This window comes from Ekhidna sp. (genome assembly GCF_965212185.1).
In the GTDB taxonomy this organism is placed as follows: domain Bacteria; phylum Bacteroidota; class Bacteroidia; order Cytophagales; family Cyclobacteriaceae; genus Ekhidna.
Genome location: NZ_OZ243102.1, coordinates 252,711 through 272,878 on the forward strand (window position 1 = coordinate 252,711; position 20,168 = coordinate 272,878).

General features: G+C 37.3%; 19 protein-coding genes. 10 read left to right on the plus strand and 9 right to left on the minus strand.

Annotated features, from left to right (window positions below):
• Nucleotides 1–16 precede the first annotated feature (16 nt).
• Together ACOMC3_RS01100 and ACOMC3_RS01105 are read left to right on the plus strand one after the other, a co-directional pair.
• Nucleotides 17–949, plus strand: a complete 933-nt coding sequence (locus ACOMC3_RS01100) for a fatty acid desaturase (RefSeq protein ID WP_420317674.1) — start codon at nt 17–19, stop codon at nt 947–949.
• 3 nt (nt 950–952) lie between these two features.
• A complete protein-coding gene (locus ACOMC3_RS01105; RefSeq protein WP_420317675.1) occupies nt 953–1,867 on the plus strand; it encodes a CDP-alcohol phosphatidyltransferase family protein in 915 nt (304 codons plus the stop codon).
• Here ACOMC3_RS01105 and ACOMC3_RS01110 read toward each other — a convergent pair.
• The 7 genes from ACOMC3_RS01110 to ACOMC3_RS01140 are packed head-to-tail and all read right to left on the minus strand — an operon-like array spanning nt 1,864 to nt 7,918.
• Nucleotides 1,864–2,112 carry an acyl carrier protein gene (locus ACOMC3_RS01110; protein ID WP_420317676.1) on the minus strand — a complete coding sequence of 83 codons (249 nt, stop codon included), beginning with the start codon at nt 2,110–2,112 and terminating at the stop codon, nt 1,864–1,866. The genes ACOMC3_RS01105 and ACOMC3_RS01110 overlap by 4 nt on opposite strands.
• A complete protein-coding gene (locus ACOMC3_RS01115) occupies nt 2,112–3,395 on the minus strand; it encodes a beta-ketoacyl-[acyl-carrier-protein] synthase family protein (protein ID WP_420317677.1) in 1,284 nt (427 codons plus the stop codon). The genes ACOMC3_RS01110 and ACOMC3_RS01115 overlap by 1 nt, the downstream gene beginning before the upstream one ends.
• A gap of 3 nt (nt 3,396–3,398) precedes the next feature.
• Entirely contained in the window at nt 3,399–3,842 is a 444-nt protein-coding gene (locus ACOMC3_RS01120; protein WP_420317678.1) for a 3-hydroxyacyl-ACP dehydratase FabZ family protein, read from the minus strand.
• Nucleotides 3,839–4,609: an SDR family oxidoreductase gene (locus ACOMC3_RS01125; protein ID WP_420317679.1), complete on the minus strand. Its 771-nt coding sequence runs from the start codon at nt 4,607–4,609 to the stop codon at nt 3,839–3,841. The genes ACOMC3_RS01120 and ACOMC3_RS01125 overlap by 4 nt, the downstream gene beginning before the upstream one ends.
• 29 nt (nt 4,610–4,638) lie before the next feature.
• Nucleotides 4,639–5,757 carry a hypothetical protein gene (locus ACOMC3_RS01130; RefSeq protein WP_420317680.1) on the minus strand — a complete coding sequence of 373 codons (1,119 nt, stop codon included), beginning with the start codon at nt 5,755–5,757 and terminating at the stop codon, nt 4,639–4,641.
• Nucleotides 5,758–6,711: an NAD-dependent epimerase/dehydratase family protein gene (locus ACOMC3_RS01135; RefSeq protein ID WP_420317681.1), complete on the minus strand. Its 954-nt coding sequence runs from the start codon at nt 6,709–6,711 to the stop codon at nt 5,758–5,760.
• 1 nt (nt 6,712) lies between these two features.
• On the minus strand, nt 6,713–7,918 hold the full coding sequence (locus ACOMC3_RS01140) for an aminotransferase class I/II-fold pyridoxal phosphate-dependent enzyme (RefSeq protein ID WP_420317682.1): 1,206 nt from the start codon (nt 7,916–7,918) through the stop codon (nt 6,713–6,715).
• 94 nt (nt 7,919–8,012) lie between these two features.
• Between ACOMC3_RS01140 and ACOMC3_RS01145 the strand changes: the two genes are divergently transcribed.
• The gene (locus ACOMC3_RS01145; RefSeq protein WP_420317683.1) at nt 8,013–8,747 is read left to right on the plus strand and encodes an NTP transferase domain-containing protein; all 735 of its coding nucleotides are present in this window, start codon (nt 8,013–8,015) and stop codon (nt 8,745–8,747) included.
• A 101-nt stretch (nt 8,748–8,848) separates the two neighbouring features.
• Here ACOMC3_RS01145 and ACOMC3_RS01150 read toward each other — a convergent pair whose 3' ends face one another.
• Nucleotides 8,849–10,159: an inositol-3-phosphate synthase gene (locus tag ACOMC3_RS01150; RefSeq protein ID WP_420317684.1), complete on the minus strand. Its 1,311-nt coding sequence runs from the start codon at nt 10,157–10,159 to the stop codon at nt 8,849–8,851.
• Nucleotides 10,160–10,346: 187 nt separating this feature from the next.
• Between ACOMC3_RS01150 and ACOMC3_RS01155 the strand changes: the two genes are divergently transcribed.
• The 7 genes from ACOMC3_RS01155 (at nt 10,347) to ACOMC3_RS01185 (ending at nt 18,109) form a co-directional block, all read left to right on the plus strand.
• Nucleotides 10,347–10,973, plus strand: coding sequence for an L-threonylcarbamoyladenylate synthase (locus ACOMC3_RS01155; protein WP_420317685.1), 627 nt, complete (start codon nt 10,347–10,349; stop codon nt 10,971–10,973).
• Nucleotides 10,970–11,593 (plus strand): WbqC family protein, encoded by a 624-nt coding sequence (locus ACOMC3_RS01160; protein ID WP_420317686.1) that lies wholly within the window; start codon nt 10,970–10,972, stop codon nt 11,591–11,593. Before ACOMC3_RS01155 ends, ACOMC3_RS01160 begins: the two co-directional genes overlap by 4 nt.
• 132 nt (nt 11,594–11,725) lie before the next feature.
• A complete protein-coding gene (locus tag ACOMC3_RS01165; RefSeq protein WP_420317687.1) occupies nt 11,726–14,287 on the plus strand; it encodes an ATP-dependent Clp protease ATP-binding subunit in 2,562 nt (853 codons plus the stop codon).
• A gap of 103 nt (nt 14,288–14,390) precedes the next feature.
• Nucleotides 14,391–14,963 carry a hypothetical protein gene (locus ACOMC3_RS01170; protein WP_420317688.1) on the plus strand — a complete coding sequence of 191 codons (573 nt, stop codon included), beginning with the start codon at nt 14,391–14,393 and terminating at the stop codon, nt 14,961–14,963.
• Nucleotides 14,960–15,244, plus strand: coding sequence for a winged helix-turn-helix domain-containing protein (locus ACOMC3_RS01175; RefSeq protein WP_420317689.1), 285 nt, complete (start codon nt 14,960–14,962; stop codon nt 15,242–15,244). The genes ACOMC3_RS01170 and ACOMC3_RS01175 overlap by 4 nt, the downstream gene beginning before the upstream one ends.
• A gap of 73 nt (nt 15,245–15,317) precedes the next feature.
• Entirely contained in the window at nt 15,318–16,019 is a 702-nt protein-coding gene (locus ACOMC3_RS01180; RefSeq protein ID WP_420317690.1) for a tetratricopeptide repeat protein, read from the plus strand.
• Complete coding sequence (locus tag ACOMC3_RS01185) at nt 16,016–18,109, plus strand: carboxypeptidase-like regulatory domain-containing protein (RefSeq protein ID WP_420317691.1); 2,094 nt, start codon at nt 16,016–16,018, stop codon at nt 18,107–18,109. Before ACOMC3_RS01180 ends, ACOMC3_RS01185 begins: the two co-directional genes overlap by 4 nt.
• Here the strand turns inward: ACOMC3_RS01185 and ACOMC3_RS01190 are convergent.
• Nucleotides 18,106–20,136, minus strand: a complete 2,031-nt coding sequence (locus ACOMC3_RS01190; RefSeq protein ID WP_420317692.1) for a hypothetical protein — start codon at nt 20,134–20,136, stop codon at nt 18,106–18,108. The genes ACOMC3_RS01185 and ACOMC3_RS01190 overlap by 4 nt on opposite strands.
• Nucleotides 20,137–20,168: the final 32 nt, after the last annotated feature.

The window sequence follows — 20,168 nt, forward strand, 5'->3', positions numbered from 1 at the left end:
TAATTTTGCGGTTGATATGAAGGAAAAAGATTTTACCTGGAGCGAAGAGAAAGAACCTCACTTTCTGAGAAGGAAGAAGATCATGGAGGAACACCCTGAAGTGAAAAAATTATTTGGGAATGATCCATCTTTGATTATTAAGACATTGTTTGTAGCTAGTTTACAACTAATCATTCCAATATTTTTTCTTCCCGAAAATCCCTTGCTGTTTGCACTTTTGGTAATCCTAGTTGGAACCACTCTAACTCATATAATTGTATTAGCCATTCATGAAATCACCCATGACCTTGCCTTCAAAAAGAAAGTTTTGAATAATTGGCTAGCGATAATTGTGAATTTCCCATTGCTAGTTCCTTTTGCTATGGCATTTAAGGCCTATCATGCAAAGCATCACTGGCATCAAGGAAAAGAAGGTGTGGATACAGATCTTGCGGTAAAGTGGGAAGCGAAAGTTTTCCGAGGACCAATTGGAAAATTTATTTGGCTGATCATTCAAATCCCTGTTTATGCAGTAAGACCATTATTTGTACATCCAATGGTGCCTGATAAATGGCAAATAATCAATGCAGTAATGCAGATTGGAGCTATGGTTGGATTATATTTTTTAGCAGGGTGGGGAGGTTTACTCTACCTAGGATGTTCAACTGTTCTTGCCACCGGACTTCATCCTATTTCAGGACATTTTGTTGCCGAGCATTTCATATATAAAGACGGCCAGGAGACTTATTCATACTATGGTTGGTGGAATAAGCTAATATGGAATGTAGGGTACCATAACGAACATCATGATTTTCCTACCATACCTGGCTCTAAACTTCCAGAACTCAAAAAGATTGCGCCTGAACATTATGAAACTTTATATGCTCATAAAAGCTATTCAAAAGTAATTTGGCAATTCTTGTTTGATAACAAAATCTCACTTTTTTCTCGTGTCAAGCGTAATAAGTAATTGATGCTGAAATATTTAAAAAGGAGGTATAAAAACCACCTGGACGAGGTATTATCTACGATTAAGCTTATTGATATCGAAGAGCGATATGATTTGCATTTCAGCCGCTTTTATGGATTATATTTTGCCAGAGCTGCTAAGTGGTTAAATCTTACTCCAACAAATGTTTCTGTCATCAGTCTCATTATTGGAGTCATTGGCGGAGCTCTTTTTTATTATCAGGAAACACTTGGTATTGCGCTACTGGCTGGTTTTCTGATAATCTGGGCAGGTATTCTTGATAGCTCAGATGGTCAACTTGCACGGATGACCGGTCAGTCCTCGGAGATCGGGCGTCAAATCGATGGACTAATTGATAATCTTGTTTTTATTTCCTGCTATATAGGGGGTACCCTTTATCTAATACCTCAATACGGTTATTGGGTGATTCTCCTAATGATTGCTGCAGGATTGGCACATAGCTATAAAGCTGGTTTGTATGAATTTTATAAGTCTGAATACCTCTATTTGGTAGGGAAATCACCCGCTGGCTTTATTCCGCTAACAAAAGATGAAATAAAGCCAACAGGTGATAAGCTGTTTCATAAAATCATTCATTACATCAATTTAGATTACACAGGCAAGCAAATCAGATCAACAACACGTACCGTTGAAGACCGAAAAAGGATGCGACAATTATCGAAAGAGATGCCTGAAAAATTTGATCCATTGTATTCAAGAATGAATATGAGGACACTTTTTTGGTGGGCGTGGCTAGGAGGAAGCAATACTCACCGAAATGCGATGATAGTATCTGCTATTTTAGGAAGATACGAAATATACTTGGTTGCAAGCTTGATTTGGACAATAGGTTATGTGCCCCTTAACATGTTGCAGCGGAAATACGATCAGAAATTATTAAATGAGCTGAATTCTTAGGCAGTTTTTTGTAAAACTACATCGATTGAATCCTGTACAGTATTCATTTCCCCAATTACATCATCGTCGATCATAATATCAAATTTGTCTTCAATATCAAGTACGATATCAACGATGTGTGCTGAGTTGATCATTAAGTCATTGATCAAGTGCTTATCTTCAGATACTTCATTATCTCTAACTTCTTCAGGTAAATAAGGCTTAATTATATTGATCAGGTCGGTTTTTACAGTTTCTCTTGTCATTATTCTTTGTATTTCCTTAAAACAAGCGCGCAATTTAGATCACCAAAACCAAAATTAGCTTTGATAATAGTGTTTACTTCCTTGCTTAGGCAAGTTGTAGGAATGCTACCCCCAAAAATTTCTGATAAAATTTCCGGATGAATATTTTCAACGTTTAAATTGGCATGAACAAAGTCATTGTGGAGTTGTAATACGCTTGCTACAAGTTCTACCGAACCAGCTCCGGCAACAGCATGTCCGATCATCGATTTTGGTGTATTGATCAGAGGAAAATCTTCTCCAGATCTATTCAAGGCCGCAACCCAGTTTCTTATTTCAGCTGGATCGCCTTTTGTGGATGTCAAGTGGCCATTTATCAGATCAATTTCTTGAGCATTAATGTTGGAAGATTTGATGGCACGCTTAATACAATCTTGAACTGCTTCTGGATTTGCTGCTGTCATCGTCCCTCCATTTCGTTGACCGCCAGAATTAACGTGTCCTCCTAAGATTTCACCATAGATTTTAGCGCCTCTTGATTGTGCACTTTCAAGAGTTTCAAGAACTAATGCTCCAGAACCACCAGATGGAACAAATCCAGAGGATGTTTCACTCATGGGTCTTGATCCATATTCAGGGTTATCATTGGAATCTGAACATAATACTCGCATGGCATCAAAACCTGCCCATATGTACCGTCCATCTCCCTCGGTACTCCCACATATCATTCGATCTGCTTTTCCTTCAGAAAGATACTCATACCCCATTAGGACAGCTTCTGAACCAGTTATGCAAGCAGATGAATTTGACTGTACTCTATTTCCCAAGCCCAGAATTGTATTTAAATAGGCAGCAGCTCCACTATTCATACATTCTGAAATTGTACGAGATCCAAGTTTTCTGCTTTCTCCTTTGTCTATGGGATACGCTGGAAAATCTCTATTTATGAAGGTGTCGAAACTTAGGTCTCCGGCTCCAATAATAATTCCCGAATTGAAATCTGTATTTTCAGAGTTAGGTTCAAGGCCTGCATCAGACCATGCTTCCAAACCCGAAAGCATCGCGTAAATAATGCCTTTATTGCTAATTTTTTCAGCTAATAAACGAGGTAAATGATCGCTTAGGTTAACAGAATCTAAATCTGGAATTCCTCCAATTTGAGATCTGAAATTAAGTTTCTCTAATTCTTCCCATCGTTTTATTCCAGATTTTCCCTCTCTGAGCGCTTTTTCGTAGTTATCAACTCCAATTGCATTGGCAGCTACAACTCCTAGTCCAGTGATTACAACTCTATGTTTTTTCAAAATTTACGATTCTGATTTGACAACCATACCTGCTAACTCACCTCTTGCAACTACAGTTCCATCTTCCTTTTTGCAGGTTACATTGCACTTTAACTTTCCGAAGCGAAAATAGACTTTTTTTGATTCAACAATAAGTTTGTCTTCGGTGCTTACTTTTGACAGAAAGTCAACATTAGCACTTGTAAACGCAGGAAGAACTTTTGAATCTTCATCGAGATTTAATAAAAACATGGCAAGGGTAACTAACCCAATTTGACACATGATCTCTGTGAGAATCACACCCGGGACTACTGGATTTCCAGGAAAATGTCCCTCTAAAAAGAATTCATCTTTTCGAACAGTATAACTCCCAATTGCTCCTTCATCATTGAGATCAATGATTTCATCTACAAATAAAAACGGGCGTTCGTACGGCAGTAATTTTATGATTTTATCGTAAGCCTTCATATCAAATGTTCACCTCCATCTACATGGATAAGTGCACCATTTATCCAGTTTGCCTCAGGTTGAGCTAATAGGAAAATTGTATTTGCAACATCTTCAGGTGTTGTTAACCTTTTATATGGATTTCTGTTTATTGATTGCTCAATTAATTTGTCAGATCCAGGAATTAGTCTCAGTGAAGGGGTGTCTGTAACTCCTGCTTGAATAGTATTAACAGTAATTCCTTTCGTAGCTAATTCAATTGATAAATATCGAGACAAGGTTTCCAAGGCTGATTTTGCTAAAGCTACGGCTCCATAGCCTTCCCAGAATTTATCATTTCCCTCAGAAGTAAGAGTGAGTATTTTCGAGCCATTCTGCAAAAGATTAGAATCCAGTAACTCATCAACCCACACTTTAAGATTGATACCCATAGCTTCTATGGTCAGACTTAAATCCTGCATGGATAGTTTCGCTCCATCTGATATGAATGGTTTGAGATTACCCCTCGAAACTGCATGTATCACAACATCAATCTGCGAAATGGAGCTCTTAATTGATCGAACAGTTTCAGAAATTTTCTCAGGATTTGTTGCATCAATATTATGGGAAATGATTGATACATTATTTGCTTGCTTAAGTGAATGAACAATCTCCTCTAAATCCATTACACCTTGCCTTCGGTCCCGATGAATGATAATTATATCACATCCATGTGATGCCAGCTTTTTTACTGAAGCAAGACCAATCCCACTCGATCCTCCTATAATCAACGCTGTTTTATCTTTCATTTCCATGCAGTGAAACTACTAAACTCAGATTAGAAATGCTTAACAAAACAACTACGCTTTATTTTTCCTATGTCCAGATCAAATTCTCTCCAGGTATTAAGAACATTTTTATTGTCTTCAAGCATTGGTCCTGAAGCCATGTATTTGATTCCTTTCTTTTTATAAACCTTTTGTAGATAATCGAATATTAACGCATGAATTCCTAATCGTTGATATTCAGGCTTAACACAAATAAGGAATAAATCGGCTGTGTCATTAATAAAGAATGCTTTTAAAACGTGTATAAACCCAAATGGAAATAAAGACCCTTTTGCTTTTTGAAATGCTTTGGATAAGGATGGGAATGTAAGCGCAAATCCAACAACTTCCTCCGCGTCGTTGACGACAATGCAAACAAATTCTTTTCGAATGAAACCAAAGTATTGGTCGACATAATAATCGATTTGTTTTTGAGTCAAAGGGACGTAACCATATAAATTAGAATAGGCTTGGTTAAGTACTTCAAAGACACTATAAGCATATTTCACCATCTCTTTCGTGTTCTTGAAGTCCTTCACTCTCACATTATATCGATTTTGGATCAAGTTTACTGCGCGAGTGACTTTTTCAGGATTATTCGCAGGAGCTTTTCCACGAAACTCTACCCAAGTAGCAGCAATTTCAAGGTTCCACGCTCTAAAATGATCAATGTAGTAAGGATGATTATAAATGGTCGCCTGAGTCGCAATCTGATCAAAACCTGAAATTAATGCGCCTTCAAAATCAAGATCGGTAAAACCCATCGGTCCATGAATTCCTTTTGCCCCTTTGGATGAAACCCAACTTTTGGCGGTTTCTAAAAGAAGATGGGACACCTCTTTATCATCTATAAAATCTATCCAACCAAACCTTGCAAGCCCTTTTTCTTTCAACTCCTTTTCTAGAACTATTGCAGCTATTCTGCCTACTATTTGATTATCTTTTTCAACAATCCAATATTTAGCCTCTGCATGATCAAATGCAGGATTCTTTTCTTTGAGCAAAGTGCTCATTTCAAAGTCAACAAGGGGGGTCACATAGTAAGGGTTTTCTTTATACAGTTTAAAAGGAAACTTAATGAAGTGATTCAATTCCTTTTTGGTATTGATTTCCTTAATTTCTAGTGACATTTAGATTAGGTTATTTTCTTTGTAAAAGTTCAAGGCATCTTGAAATCCATTTTTCAAAGATATTTCAGATTTTACTGATGTGTGCTTTATTTCTGTGGCATGAAGATCCCAATTTTGTGAAATTTCTTCAAACTTTTCCAAAGTAATGCCAGGGCGTTTTTTTATTATTTTATGCCAAACATCAGAACACCCCATTGATAATTTAGCAACCCATTTTGGAAGAGGTAATTTGCGGATTCTCTTTTTAAATAGCTCTTGAAAGATTTCAATGAAATCTTGATGTAGGTAAGTGTTCCCATCATTGTAATGCAAAGGACCGGTTTCCGTTTGCATATCATAGGCAATCATACGCGCTAGATCCGCACCATGGATCATACTCATTCGCTGCTTACTATTGGTTACTGGGTATAGACCCATTTTAGCGCCTTTAAATAAAGGTAAGAAAGCTTCATCTCCAGCACCATATATGGCAGTTGGCCGTACAAGAAGATAGTTTTCCATTTTATCCTGAATTACTTTTTCGGCTTGGAGTTTACTATGCCCATAATGTGAGACAGGCGACTTTGTATTTGCAGGACCGTGTGCGGCATAAGATGATGTATAGACAAATACACCATCCTTTTTTAGAAGTTTAGATGTTCGTAGAGAATCGCAAATCAAAGTGGTTAAGCCAACATTCACTTGATAATATTCTTCATTCTTTAGACTTACTGTCATTCCTGCATTATGAATGAAATAATCAAGCTGACCTACCTCCGATTTGAGGCTTAGAAATTGTTCGGTCAAATCACCCTTATAATGAACCTCCTTTATATGAAGGTTTCTGTTTTCAGAGAGTAGTGATGTGTTTGCACCGGACCGTATTAAAGCATATACCTCTATCTCTTGACGGAGACATTCTTTTACTAAGTAAGATCCTAAAAAACCATTGGCACCAGTTATCGCAACTTTCAACTTATGCCGCTTCAGTTTGACGTTTTACTTCTAATTCATTCGCTACTTTGAGGATTTTATCTATAGCGATATCTATCTGTTCAATGGTATGAGTAGCCATCAACGAGAAGCGTATTAATGTATCAGTTGGTGCAACTGCAGGCGCTACTACAGGATTGACAAAAACCCCTTCCTCAAATAGACGCATGGTCATTTTGTAAGCTTTTTCATTATCCCTGATATAAATTGGGATAATAGGAGTTTCAGCATGACCAGTATCAAAGCCTAGTTCTTTTAATCTCTTTAAAGAATAATGCGTATTTTCCCAGAGTTTAAGTCTTCTGGAATCATCAGACTCCATGATATCAAGAGCAGCAAGTGTTGCCGCAGTAGAGGATGGCGTCATACTAGCGCTAAAAATGAGCGACCTAGCAATATGTTTGATGTACTGAATAGTTTCCTTATCTCCAGCTACAAAGCCACCCAATGATGCCAGTGATTTACTGAATGTCCCACCAATTAATTCTACTTCATCATTTAATCCAAAATGATCCGGAGTTCCTCTCCCATGATCACCAAGAACACCAATTGCATGCGCACAGTCGGTCATGACTGATGCTTTATATTTCTTCGCCAATTCAACAATTTCAGGAACTTTAGCAATATTCCCCTCCATGCTGTAAATGCCATCCACTACGATTATGCGATTATTGGCATCTTGAAGCTGGGATAACCGCTTTTCAAGTGACTGCATATCATTATGTCGGAAAATGATCGTTGACGCATCACTCAATTTTGCCCCTTCATAAATTGAGGCGTGATTCATACGATCAAGGAGTAGCGCATCACCTTGTTTTGCAATTGAAGGCAATACACCAAGGTTCACCTGAAATCCAGTACTAAAAACAAGTGCCTCTTCTTTGTTTAGAAATTTAGCTAATCGATATTCGAGCTCTTCATGCATGTCAGTGGTACCATTGAGGAACCTGGAACCTGAGCAACTTGAGCCATATTTTCTAACGGCCGCTTCGGCAGCCTCGGTTACTTTGGGGTGGGTAGTAAGACCCAGGTAACTGTTTGAACCAAACATCAAAACATCCTTACCATTTACTTTTACCTCTGTCTCCTGCTTTGACTGAAAAGTTCGGAAAAAAGCATAGTATCCGTTCTTTTTAGCATCTTCTGCTAGCTTAAAGCTTGAAAATCGTTCTCTCAGAAAATTCCCCATTCCGCAAAAATAGTTATATCACTTGGAAACATTTTCGTAACATTGAGATTTGAATCGAAAGATTAACTCATTTTTAAACGAAAATCATTTCATTTTGAATCTTGTAATACTCGCTGCTGGTAAAAATACCCGTTTAGACACAGGCATACCAAAAAGTTTAGTCACTTTAAATGGTGAAACCCTGATGTCTCGGCACATTAGAATTTTTAAGCGGCATGGGGTAAATAAGTTCTGCATTATCAGTGGTTATGGAGCGGATAAGTTGGAAGTGGCTTTGCCCAAACTTAAAGAAGCACATGACGCTGATATAACGATCCTTCACAATGAGCGATTTGATCTGGAAAATGGCTTTTCTGTTTTTCGAGCAAAAGAGTGGGTGGAGAATAATGGCATGAGTGATTTTTTTCTAACAATGGGAGATCACGTTTTCGATCCTGAATTTGTTGGCGAATTTGTGAGAAAATCTAATGTTCTTGAAAATACACTTCAGCTTGCTGTAGATATGCCGGGGGAATCTAATAAACACATAGATATTGATGATGTAACTAAAGTTCTTGTAGACGATGTTGACTTCATAAAGTCTATCAGTAAAACGATACCAGAGTACAACCGATACGATACAGGGCTGTTCAGATTAAAAGCAGAGATATTCGATGTATTTCAAAAATCCTTTGATCAGGAAGAGTATACCATATCAGAATCTGTATCAAAACTGATTGCTGATAAACAAGCCAAATCAGTACTTGTGGAAGGGTACACCTGGAATGACGTTGACAATCCAGATGACCTCCGAAGTACTAAAGATTTAATGGATCAGAAAAGACTCTGATCAATCGAGTTTGGCATACGCCAATCCTAAAGGGTGCCAAATTTAATTTTCGCCTTTCCCTTTAGGGATTTAGTATAAAAAGGCGAAAATTGATTTAGAAATCAATCGTAATAATCTAATCCTAAGTTTGTTATAAGCGTTTCACCAGCTAAGTGGCGAAGCGTGTTTTTGAGCTTCATTAACTGAACGAAAATATCGTGCTGTGGCTTTAGCCCTTTAAGCGCTTGTGGCGATTTTAAATAAAAAGAAAGCCACTCTTGGATTCCTTTCATTTCTGATCTTTTGGCAAGATCTAAGAAAAGTGCCAGGTCAAGAACTAAAGGGGCTGCCAAGATCGAATCCTTACAAAGGAAATCGACTTTGATCTGCATTTTATACCCTAACCATCCACGGATGTCAATGTTGTCCCATCCTTCTTTGTCATCTCCTCTTGGCGGATAGTAATTGATTCTTACTTTGTGATAAAGGTTACCATAAAGTGTTGGGTGAAGTTCAGGTTCAAGCACCTGCTCCAATACACCTAGTTTTGAAACTTCTTTGGTTTTAAAGTTATCCGGATCATCAAGGACCTCTCCATCTCTATTTCCTAGAATATTCGTTGAGAACCAGCCATCTATTCCTAAGGATCTTGCTTTCAAACCCGGAGCAAGAATTGTTTTCATCAATGTTTGACCGGTCTTAAAATCTTTACCGGCGATTGGAGCCCCTGTTTGCTTAGCAAGTTCTACAAGTGCATCCACATCGCAAGAAAGATTTGGAGCACCATTCGCGTAAGGAACACCTAATTTAATTGCAGCATAAGCGTAGATCATACTTGGAGGTATGTCCGGGTGGTTATTTTTTAAACCCTCTTCAAATTTTTCAATTGTAGAATGAACTTCACCTTCCTCGATGTAGATCTCTGTGGATCCACACCATACCATTACTACTCGTTCGCAATTATTTTCTTTTTTGAAGTTCTCAATGTCTTCCATCAACATTTCCGCCAGCTCCATTTTGTTAGCACCTTTTTTATAATAGACGCCCTCCAGTCGCTTTACGTAATTTTTGTCAAAGACTGCCTTCATTGGTTTGATTTGCTCTAGTTCATCTTTGAGATCATTAAGCAAATCCTTATCCAACACCTTTGCGTGCATGGCAGCTTCATAGGCGTTATCTTCGAAAATGTCCCACCCACCAAGGGCCACATCCTCTAGTGAAGCTAGAGGCACAAAGTCTTTAATAAGTGGATTTCTTTTTTCAGTTCGCTTGCCTAAACGAATCGTTCCCATTTGGGTAAGAGATCCGATTGGCTCAGACAAACCTTTTCTAATACTCAATACTCCAGCCATAAATGTAGTGGCTACAGCGCCCATTCCGGGTGTGAGAATTCCTAGTTTGCCGTTAGGTTGTTGGATTTTTTTATCTGACATTGTGTGTTCTATTAAACTTCGTGCGTATTACTATCTGTCATAAAAGAGAAGTCACCCACCCTAAATTGATCAGAATTTTTGCGCAAAATAAATTAATCCGCAGCGGATAATCTTACAAATCAGTAATTTGATTTTAAAATCGCTGATTTTAGCACCTTTTTGTATCTTCATTTGATCAGAAGAATTTATGACTGCAGAATTTATAAAGCTATATCCCGAAAATCCTGAAAGAAGAAAGATTGTTGAGATAGCGAAAGTGCTACGAAATGGTGGAGTTATTATCTATCCAACAGACACTATCTATGGATTAGGTTGTGATATTTTCAATCAAAAAGCAATAGAGCGAATTAGACTGATTAAAGGAATAAAAGGGAAACATCTTAACCTTTCCTTCATTTGTTATGATCTTAGTCATATTTCAAAGTATACCAAACACTTAGATACACCAACATTCAAGTTGATGAAAAAAGCACTGCCAGGTCCTTACACATTCATTCTGGAATCTTCTTCTAAAGTTCCGAAAATTTTGAATGTAAAGAAAAAGACGGTAGGTATTCGAGTGCCTGATAATAATATTCCGAGGGATATAGTTAACGAGCTTGGTAATCCAATTATCACAACGTCTGTTCATGATGATGATATACATGAACATGCGACTGATCCAGAACTGATCTATGATGAATTTAAGAATCTTGTCGATGTTGTTATTGACGGTGGATATGGTCAAGTTCATCCGAGTACAGTGATTGATTGCACAGGTGCTCAGCCAACTCTAGTAAGAGAGGGAATTGGTGATATCAATATTATTGGATGAGTAAACTTATTATTGAGCCACATTATCTAGGTAGCCTTGAATATTACGCACTACTCCTTCAATATGATAAAGTTGAGTTGGAAGTTTGTGATGTTTTTCAGAAACAAACCTTCCGCAACAGAGCGTATTTCTTAACATCCAATAAGGTTCAACCACTAATTGTTCCATTACGTTATTCAACCGGATGTCAGACCAAGGATGTCACCATTGACTATTCTCAGCGATGGGTAAAAGATCATTGGGGGGCATTTTATTCAGGATATGGCAAGGCACCATTCTTTGAATATTTTGCCGATGATTTTAAAGCAATTTGGGATGTTAGGTTTGAAAGCCTATGCGAATTGAATTTGGCATTCATGAAACTCACTTTTAAAATTTTACAGAGTGATTTGTTGTTGACATCAACAGAAAAGTATGACAAAAATGCAGATGTCGACTTTCGTGATATCATCAATCCTAAGAAACCTTTCTCTGATCGAAAAATATATCATTCAAACGCTTATCAGCAGCTTTTTGGTGATACATTTGTTCCTAATCTTAGCATCATTGATTTGATCATGAATGAGGGCCCTAATGCGGCACATATTTTGATGAGCTCATATAATGATGAAATTGATTAGCAGTTGGTCGAAGATCAAAGTATTTCGACTACAGAATGAACAAATCTGAAACTGCTCACGTTTTTTCATCTACATTAAAGGATATTGATTCACATATCCTATATTTTTACTTAAAAGCGAAAGGCAAAACGCATGTCAAAAGAGGCAAAATTTTCAAATAGAGTCAAAGAAGTTATCTCCCTTAGCAGGGAGGAAGCCCTGCGTCTGGGTCATGACTATATTGGTACAGAACATCTCCTATTAGGAATGATTAGAGAGGGAGAAGGGGTGGCAGTAAGTGTTATGAAAAAGCTGGGCTTATCCATGAAAGAATTACGCTCAGCTATAGAACAAGCTACTAAAGGGACTGCTACAAGCAACGTAAAAAATCTTGCGAATATTCCACTTACTCGGCAGTCAGAAAAAGTTTTAAAAATCACATATCTGGAAGCTAAAATTTTCAAGAGTGCATTAATTGGCACTGAACATTTATTGCTTTCTATTCTTAGAGATGAAGATAATCTGGCTACTCAAATTTTGGAAAAGTTTGAAGTGAACTACGATCTGGTAAAAGAGATGCTTGAGTATCAGACTGAAAATCCAATTGCTTCAGCAGATACTGATGATCCTAATGATGAAGGAGATGAATTATATTCAAGTAGTCCTCGAGGATCAGGAAGAGCTCCTTCGGGTAAAGAAAAAGGTGCTGAGAAGTCGCGGACTCCAGTTTTAGATAATTTCGGAAGAGATCTTACAAAACTTGCTGAAGAAGATAAGCTTGACCCAATAATTGGCCGTGAAAAAGAAATTGAAAGAGTTGCTCAGGTTTTAAGTAGAAGAAAGAAAAATAATCCAATTCTTATTGGTGAACCTGGTGTAGGTAAGACTGCTATTGCTGAGGGCTTAGCTCTGAGAATTGTTCAGAAGAAAGTATCAAGAATTCTTTTTGGAAAAAGAGTGGTAACTCTTGATTTAGCTTCACTTGTAGCTGGAACGAAATACCGTGGGCAGTTTGAGGAGCGAATGAAGGCCGTGATGAACGAGATTGAAAAGTCTCCAGAAGTTATCCTCTTCATTGATGAGTTACACACGATTGTAGGAGCCGGTGGCGCATCTGGATCATTGGATGCATCCAACATGTTTAAGCCTGCACTGGCACGAGGTGAAATTCAATGCATAGGTGCAACGACGCTAGACGAGTATCGACAGTATATTGAAAAAGATGGTGCTTTAGCTCGAAGATTTCAAATGGTAATGGTAGATGCTACATCTCCCGAAGAAACACTTCAAATCCTAGATAACATCAAGGATAAATATGAAAGCCATCACCATGTAAATTATACACCGGATGCGGTGAAAGCTTGTGTGACATTATCTGATAGATATATTTCTGACCGATTCTTGCCTGATAAGGCCATTGATGTTTTAGATGAAGCGGGTGCAAGAGTGCATATTAATAACATTAATGTACCAAAAATCATCACTGAGCTTGAAGATCAGATTGAGGATGTGAAGAAGGAAAAGAACAAAGTGGTCAAAAGCCAGAAATATGAAGAGGCGGCTCAGTTGAGAGACAGAGAAAAGAAACTAATCGCTCAGCTTGACGAAGAAAAGACTAGATGGGAAGAAGAGACACGTACAAAAAGATATGAAGTAGGAGAAGATAACGTGGCAGATGTGATTGCAATGATGACAGGGATTCCTACCAAGCGAATTGCCGAAAATGAGAGCGCTAAGTTGCTTACAATGGGTAAGGAGCTCGAACTAAATGTCATCGGTCAGGCAGAAGCTATCAAAAAGCTATCAAAGGCCATTCAACGCACAAGGGTAGGATTGAAAGATCCTAAAAAGCCTATTGGATCATTTGTATTCCTTGGCCCAACAGGAGTAGGAAAAACCGAAATGGCAAAGGTTTTGTCAACCTTCTTATTTGATAAGGAAGATTCACTCATTCGAATAGATATGAGTGAGTATATGGAGAAATTTTCTGTATCGCGTTTAGTAGGAGCGCCTCCGGGATACGTAGGTTATGAAGAAGGTGGTCAACTAACAGAAAAAGTAAGAAGAAAGCCTTACAGTGTTGTTCTTCTGGATGAAATCGAGAAAGCTCATCCGGATGTCTTTAATATTCTCTTGCAGGTTTTGGATGATGGAGTATTAACTGATGGTCTAGGTAGAAAGGTAGATTTCAGAAATACTTTGATCATCATGACGTCCAATATTGGAGTTAGGGATTTGAAAGATTTCGGAGCAGGTATTGGTTTTGCGACCCAAAGTAGAAAAGACAGCCTGGATGACATTATGAAATCAACCATTCAAAATGCTTTGAAAAAAACCTTCAGCCCAGAGTTTTTAAATCGACTTGATGATGTAATCATTTTCAATACCCTTGAGAAAGACGACATCTTTAAAATAATTGATATTACTCTTGGTAAGCTTTTCTCAAGAATTACAGACCTTGGTTACAACATAGAGTTAACTAAGAAGGCAAAAGAATTCTTAGCTGACAAAGGATATGATCCGCAGTATGGAGCACGACCTTTGGCTCGTGCTATCCAGAAACATCTGGAAGATCCTGTCGCTGAGGAAATCCTTAAAGGTGAAATTCAAGAGGGGGATACATTAGTAGCTGAGTGGGATGGCAAGAAAGAAGAACTTAGCATTAAGCTGAAAAAGAAGAAGAGTTCCAAGACCCAGGATAAGAAAGAGAAATAAATTAATAGGGGGGACACTTAAGTCCCTCTTTTTATGAATATTAGGTTTATAATATAAACTAATTTATATTTGTTTCGTATTTATAGTAAAACCTATAAAAATTATGAGTAATAAAGAATTAACTAAAGATGAAAGTTTGGCCTTAATCACTGACATGATTGGTCAGGCAAAAAGGAATGTAGCCAGAGGGGGAAGTTTCTACTTCTTGCTTTGGGGTTGGGTTGTACTGATTGCAAACTTGGGTCATTACTTGATTGCCAAGTTTGCTTGGTATGAACATCCATACATTGTTTGGATATTAACCATACCAGCAGCTATAGTATCTATGGTTCATGGAGCGAGAAGAAGCAAAACTGCACAAGTAAAAAGCCATCTGGATAGAGTTTATAGCCAAATATGGCTAGCGGTCTTTATTGGTGTCTTGATTATTTTATTCTTCATGGATAATGTCAATTATAACGTCAATGCAATTATTTTGACTTTTGCAGGAATAGGAACCTTTATTTCTGGTCAGGCACTTAGATTTAATCCGCTTTCTATGGGTGGAATAGCACTTTGGATTGCAAGTATTGTGGCATTTAATTTAAATCCGATAGATCAATATATAGTAGGGGCTATCGGAATTTTAGCAGGATATTTGATTCCTGGATATTTACTTAGAAAGGCCGAAAAATGAATTTTGCACAATTAGATCCACTATTACATTCGCAATTAAGATTGGCAATCATGTCTCTGTTAATTGGTGTAGACTCTGCTGAGTTCGTATTTATTAAAGAAAAAACTGGAGCTACAGCGGGTAACTTAAGTGTACAGTTGGACAAACTTTCAAATGCTGGCTACATAAGCGTTACTAAATCTTTTAAAGGTAAAAAACCTGTAACTACTTGTAGCATTACAAAAGTTGGAATAAAGGCATTTGAAGATTATGTAAATAATCTTAAGCAATACATAGAATAAATTTTTTTGAATTTATAGTTTATAAAATAAACTAGTTTATACAAATTTTATTAATATTAAAAACATCTGAATTATGAAAACACTAGTAAAAATTTTAATGGTGGTGCTGGCAATAAGCACCTATGCTCAAACTTCTAAACAAACCCAGTATGCCGCATATCTAAAGGCAAGTAAAACTATGTGGGAAAGGAGCATAGAGCAGGCTAAAAAGGAAAGTGGTAATGATAGTTTCATGGTTGCTATGGCAATGTATGGACTACTAAATAATACAATGGCCACCCAGGATGAGGAAACTTTTGATGACTACAAGGATGCGACAATCGAGCTTTTGGAAACACTGATTGAGGAGAACCCAGATTGGGGAGAACCTCGTGCCGTCTTATCATCCACTTATGGTTTGGTAATGGCTTATAGCCCTATGAAAGGCATGTTTTTAGGAATGAAAAGTTCATCTCTAATGGATGAAGCTATGAGATTACAACCAGAATCACCACTTGTTCAGAAATTGTATGGAGGCTCTAAACTGTACACGCCAGAAATGTTTGGTGGTGACCCAAAGATTGCTATTAAGGCATTCACAAAATCTTTGGAAATTTTTGAAACCATTGATACAGCAGAAAATTGGCTTTACCTGGATACAATGATGGGATTGGCCATGGCCTACCGCAAAACAGATCAAAACGAAGCGGCTAAAGAGACTTTGAAACATGCAGTGTCTATTGAGCCACAATACCATTGGGCTAAGTCTGTACTGAGTCAGATTGATAAGTCATGAATATTAAAATTCACTTATTCATATTGGTATTTAGTGCCTGCCTATTTTCTTATGGTCAGCACCCGATAACAGGAAAAGTTGTCGATGCTGATCAAAGAGAGGGTTTAATTGGTGCTCATGTGTATTTGCTAAATAATTGGAGAAAGGGAGCAATCACTGATGTAGAAGGGAACTTCACATTAATATTAGATGATGCAGAAAAAAATGACTCGCTGGTAATCTCATATATTGGATTTCGTGAAGTGATTATTCCAGTCTCAGATAAGGTAACGATTGTTATGGAACCAATGGAAAAGGAAGGTGAGACAGTGGTCGTTACAGCGAAACCATTGATTGCAGAGGAATTCAAATACATGGAAATTAAAAAGATTGACATTTATACAAACCCTGCTGCTAAGGCTGACCCGTTATTGGCTGTGAATTCTCTCCCTTCATCAACCACTACTGATGAGTCAGCTAATATTAGTTTACGAGGAAGTAGCCCTATTGAAACAGGAGTGTTTTTGAATAATGTTCCTATTTATGACGGAATTCGCTACTCACAACTAAATGGAATTGGGACGTTCAGTATATTCAATACGGCCATCATTAAAAATGTCACTGTTTTTCCTGGAAACCCACCATTGGAATTCGGAAATGCTACATCTGGCATTATTTCCATGGAAACTGATGACATGGTTGTTGAGGATAATACAAACTCCCTGATTTTAAGTCTGGCTAATGTGGGGTATTCACGTGAGCAAGCAATCAATGAAAATCAGAGCCTGAAAATATTTTCGAATTGGCAACCAAGCGGAGCTATCAAGAAGCTTAATGAAAAAGCATTGGAAGATATTGAATCATTTACATCAAATGATTTGGGGATTTATTGGTATGGGTCAAATGAAAAATTGAAGTGGAAAATTCTGAATTATTCAGTGACAGAAGGCTATCAGTTCAACTTCGAGCATCCGACGTTCCAAGGAATTTTTGATCAAAGCAAGCAAAGAAGTTTTCTAATTTCATCTTTAACATCACCATTCGGTGCAGGGTCAATTACTTTAAATAATGGAATAAGTTATAGTGCAGGAAATTATGCTTATTCCAATGTTGCTTTTCAAGTGGACAAGAAAGATGTTTTTGCAGGAATCAACTACCTGTTGAATAATAGTCACTTTAGTGTCAAGACAGGTATTAGCTATGATCATAGATATTCTCAAGTAAGAGGTGATGTTCATGAATTTTTCTATGCACTAGGACCTAATCACCCAACAATTACATTAAATGAAGATGCTGATGTAAGAATTTTAGAAGGCTTTGGCTATTTCAAATATTTTTTATCGGATAAACTCGCATTTGGAACAGGGTTGCGTAAAAATCTTCCTTTTGAGGATGACCGAAGTTATTTAAGTAGCCATGCAAACCTTTCTTACTCGGATCAGGTATGGACAATCACGATAGGTGCAGGGCTATACAATAAATATGGACTTTTCGAAAACACAGGTCAACCGTTCCAAGCTGAAAATTTTCAAAAATCCATTGATGTTAAACGGAAAGAAGATGGATTAGAAATTGCAGTAAGTCTTTTTGATAAGGAAGGGGAAGTGGACAATTCAAGTTATCATGCTAGAGGTGTCGAAATTTTCACTGACTATAGACTTTCTTCCAGGATTAGAGTATCAGGTTCGATCACTCTTTTGGATGCGCAAAATGATTCAGACGATTACACCTATGATTTATCATACTTTATTCGAGGCAATGCATCATATTCTCCAGGAAGATTTTGGACAATAGAATCCACATTGGTAGCTCGTCAAGGTTCTTCCTACTCTCCTGTACTTAGCTCAGATTATAATGCAGGTTTAGATGCCTATCAACCTTTTTTCGGTGAAAACAACCAACGTTTTGAGAATTATGCCAATGTAGGCATTTCAGTCAGTAAGATATTCGCTTTATCGGCTGAGTTTAATGTCATTGCCTTTGCAAGTGTCAATAATGTATTGGATAGAAAAAATCCACGAAACTTCTCTTATAATTTTGATTACTCCGAGAGAGATCAAAACTTCTATTCAAGGAGAACAGGCTACCTAGGGATAGTAATTAATTTTTAATAACCGCCCCAGTACCTTCTTAAAAACCACTCTGAAGAGAAAAGAATAAAGATGATAAGGTACCACCACCACATTTTATAGAGTGGCTTTAAACTTTCCTCAGTCTTTATTCTGGATTTAAAATCTTTCTCTTCCAATGCATTAACAAGTGTTTCAAAATCATTAGAGTGAGCATAAACACCGCCGGTTTTAACCGATAGACTTTTTAATAATTTATGATCAGCGGTAAGGTTGATGTATTCAGGATTTATGTCTTGAACAGAAAATTCTCCTACATCTGTAAACTGTTTATTACCAATATTTACGGCAGCTGAATACTGATAAATGCCGGGTTTTAGGATAGGGGATCGGAATGTTGAATTGTATTCAGAGTCTGTGAAATTAAAATTTTGTACTTCACCATCTTCATTAGTAAATGCTATCGAAATTCTGTTGTTATATATCCTTTCGTAGATGTCATTATAAACTTCCACATCAAATTGAGCTGATTCAGTATCAGTTATGTTTAGCTTCCTTATGGTGAATTGAAATTGTTTTTTGTCATTCTTGATGGCAAGAAATTGTACTGTTTTGGTAACTAAATTATTGAATTGATCTGAGTTATTATTAACTGCTGCTTCTTGAAGTTTCCATTGCCAGATGTTTTGACCTAGAAGTACCGCTTTTTTTTCATCTCCATCGTCATAAACTACCATTAAGGGCTTATCAGTAATGATGCTTCCTAATTTCTGAAACATAACTATTTCTGTAGGTCCGCTTATTTTATAGTTCCCAAATGGAACCTGAATTGGCGGATAATCTTCAAACGCAGAAACATCTTCAATTTTGAATTTGCTAAAATTTTGATTGAAAGATCCTACCACTTTGTCTGGTTGAGATCCACGTCTTTCAATATTTATAAAAGGCAATGTTTTGTTGGCCGATGTAATAGAACTTTCATTACTCAGAATGTACCATTTACCGGGATTTTCTTTAGGGGTAAAATTGACACCTGAAGTAAATGCCCCATGAAAGATGACTACATCAAAGATTTCATTGGGTTTGTCGTCATGTATTTGTGGGATGTAAATTTCCGTCTGGTAGTTGCCAGTTTTATCTAAGGTGCTTCGAATAGCTTTGATGTCTGGATGAGGTGCATCAGCCACAATTAATACTTTTTGACTACCATCTACCACCTCCATGAAAATGTTAGATTTATTGTTCTCTAGAGTTGATTCATCCTCAAACGCGGTAGCTGATGCTACAATATGTCTTAGCCCTTCGTCCTCTGACTTTAAAGTGAATTCAACATTTGTTAGCTTGTTGCGTAAGGTGATGTTTTTCTTGTCAAGTAGTTTTCCTTTCTCGGTTAATTCAATCGATACAATTTTATCTTCATATCCATCTTGTCGTAGTTCCAAACGAATAGGTGTGACATTATCCTTGTATGAAATTTTATTAAATAATACTCGGGAGATGCTAATGTCTTTTGGAGGAATCGTGTCGCCTAATCCAAGTGTATAAATTGGAGTGATATAATTTTTAAAGAGCGGTGAACTCCCTCTGTTGTAAATACCATCAGATGCTAAAACGATTCCGATCAAATGTTGGTCATCAGTCTTTTCAAGAGTTCTGTCTAATAGATTAGCCAGATTGGAAGTAGATGAATTATAACCTGTTGAGTCGTTAAAATTGACAATAGTTGATTCTAGTCCAATTTCATCGATTTCTTCTTGCAATTGGTTGATGAGCCCATTGATGGATGTTTCATCAGCACCTCGGGTAACCATTGATTCAGAATTATCTAATGCTATTGCAACAACCGGAGCAAGTATTGTATTTTCTACCTGTCTAAATGATGGCGAAAGTAATAGTATGGCAATGGAAAGTATACCAAGAAACCTGACGGAAGCAAGAATCCAGTTTTGAAGATTGGTCCATGGTACTTTCTTTTTTGTATAAAGAACATATGATCCTATGGCAGCTGCCAGAATGATGAGAATGATCCACCAAGACGAATATTCTAATTGAAGAAAGCTTCTATTCATGAGGAAATTACCTGAAAGCCTGAAAACTAATT

Excerpts from the sequence above, each read along its gene's own strand:
- ACOMC3_RS01100 (WP_420317674.1), top strand. The coding sequence starts at position 17 with ATGAAGGAAAAAGATTTTACCTGGAGCGAAGAGAAAGAACCTCACTTT.
- ACOMC3_RS01105 (WP_420317675.1), top strand. The coding sequence starts at position 953 with ATGCTGAAATATTTAAAAAGGAGGTATAAAAACCACCTGGACGAGGTA.
- ACOMC3_RS01110 (WP_420317676.1), bottom strand. The coding sequence starts at position 2,112 with ATGACAAGAGAAACTGTAAAAACCGACCTGATCAATATAATTAAGCCT.
- ACOMC3_RS01120 (WP_420317678.1), bottom strand. The coding sequence starts at position 3,842 with ATGAAGGCTTACGATAAAATCATAAAATTACTGCCGTACGAACGCCCG.
- ACOMC3_RS01125 (WP_420317679.1), bottom strand. The coding sequence starts at position 4,609 with ATGAAAGATAAAACAGCGTTGATTATAGGAGGATCGAGTGGGATTGGT.
- ACOMC3_RS01130 (WP_420317680.1), bottom strand. The coding sequence starts at position 5,757 with ATGTCACTAGAAATTAAGGAAATCAATACCAAAAAGGAATTGAATCAC.
- ACOMC3_RS01140 (WP_420317682.1), bottom strand. The coding sequence starts at position 7,918 with ATGGGGAATTTTCTGAGAGAACGATTTTCAAGCTTTAAGCTAGCAGAA.
- ACOMC3_RS01150 (WP_420317684.1), bottom strand. The coding sequence starts at position 10,159 with ATGTCAGATAAAAAAATCCAACAACCTAACGGCAAACTAGGAATTCTC.
- ACOMC3_RS01155 (WP_420317685.1), top strand. The coding sequence starts at position 10,347 with ATGACTGCAGAATTTATAAAGCTATATCCCGAAAATCCTGAAAGAAGA.
- ACOMC3_RS01160 (WP_420317686.1), top strand. The coding sequence starts at position 10,970 with ATGAGTAAACTTATTATTGAGCCACATTATCTAGGTAGCCTTGAATAT.
- ACOMC3_RS01165 (WP_420317687.1), top strand. The coding sequence starts at position 11,726 with ATGTCAAAAGAGGCAAAATTTTCAAATAGAGTCAAAGAAGTTATCTCC.
- ACOMC3_RS01170 (WP_420317688.1), top strand. The coding sequence starts at position 14,391 with ATGAGTAATAAAGAATTAACTAAAGATGAAAGTTTGGCCTTAATCACT.
- ACOMC3_RS01175 (WP_420317689.1), top strand. The coding sequence starts at position 14,960 with ATGAATTTTGCACAATTAGATCCACTATTACATTCGCAATTAAGATTG.
- ACOMC3_RS01180 (WP_420317690.1), top strand. The coding sequence starts at position 15,318 with ATGAAAACACTAGTAAAAATTTTAATGGTGGTGCTGGCAATAAGCACC.
- ACOMC3_RS01185 (WP_420317691.1), top strand. The coding sequence starts at position 16,016 with ATGAATATTAAAATTCACTTATTCATATTGGTATTTAGTGCCTGCCTA.
- ACOMC3_RS01190 (WP_420317692.1), bottom strand. The coding sequence starts at position 20,136 with ATGAATAGAAGCTTTCTTCAATTAGAATATTCGTCTTGGTGGATCATT.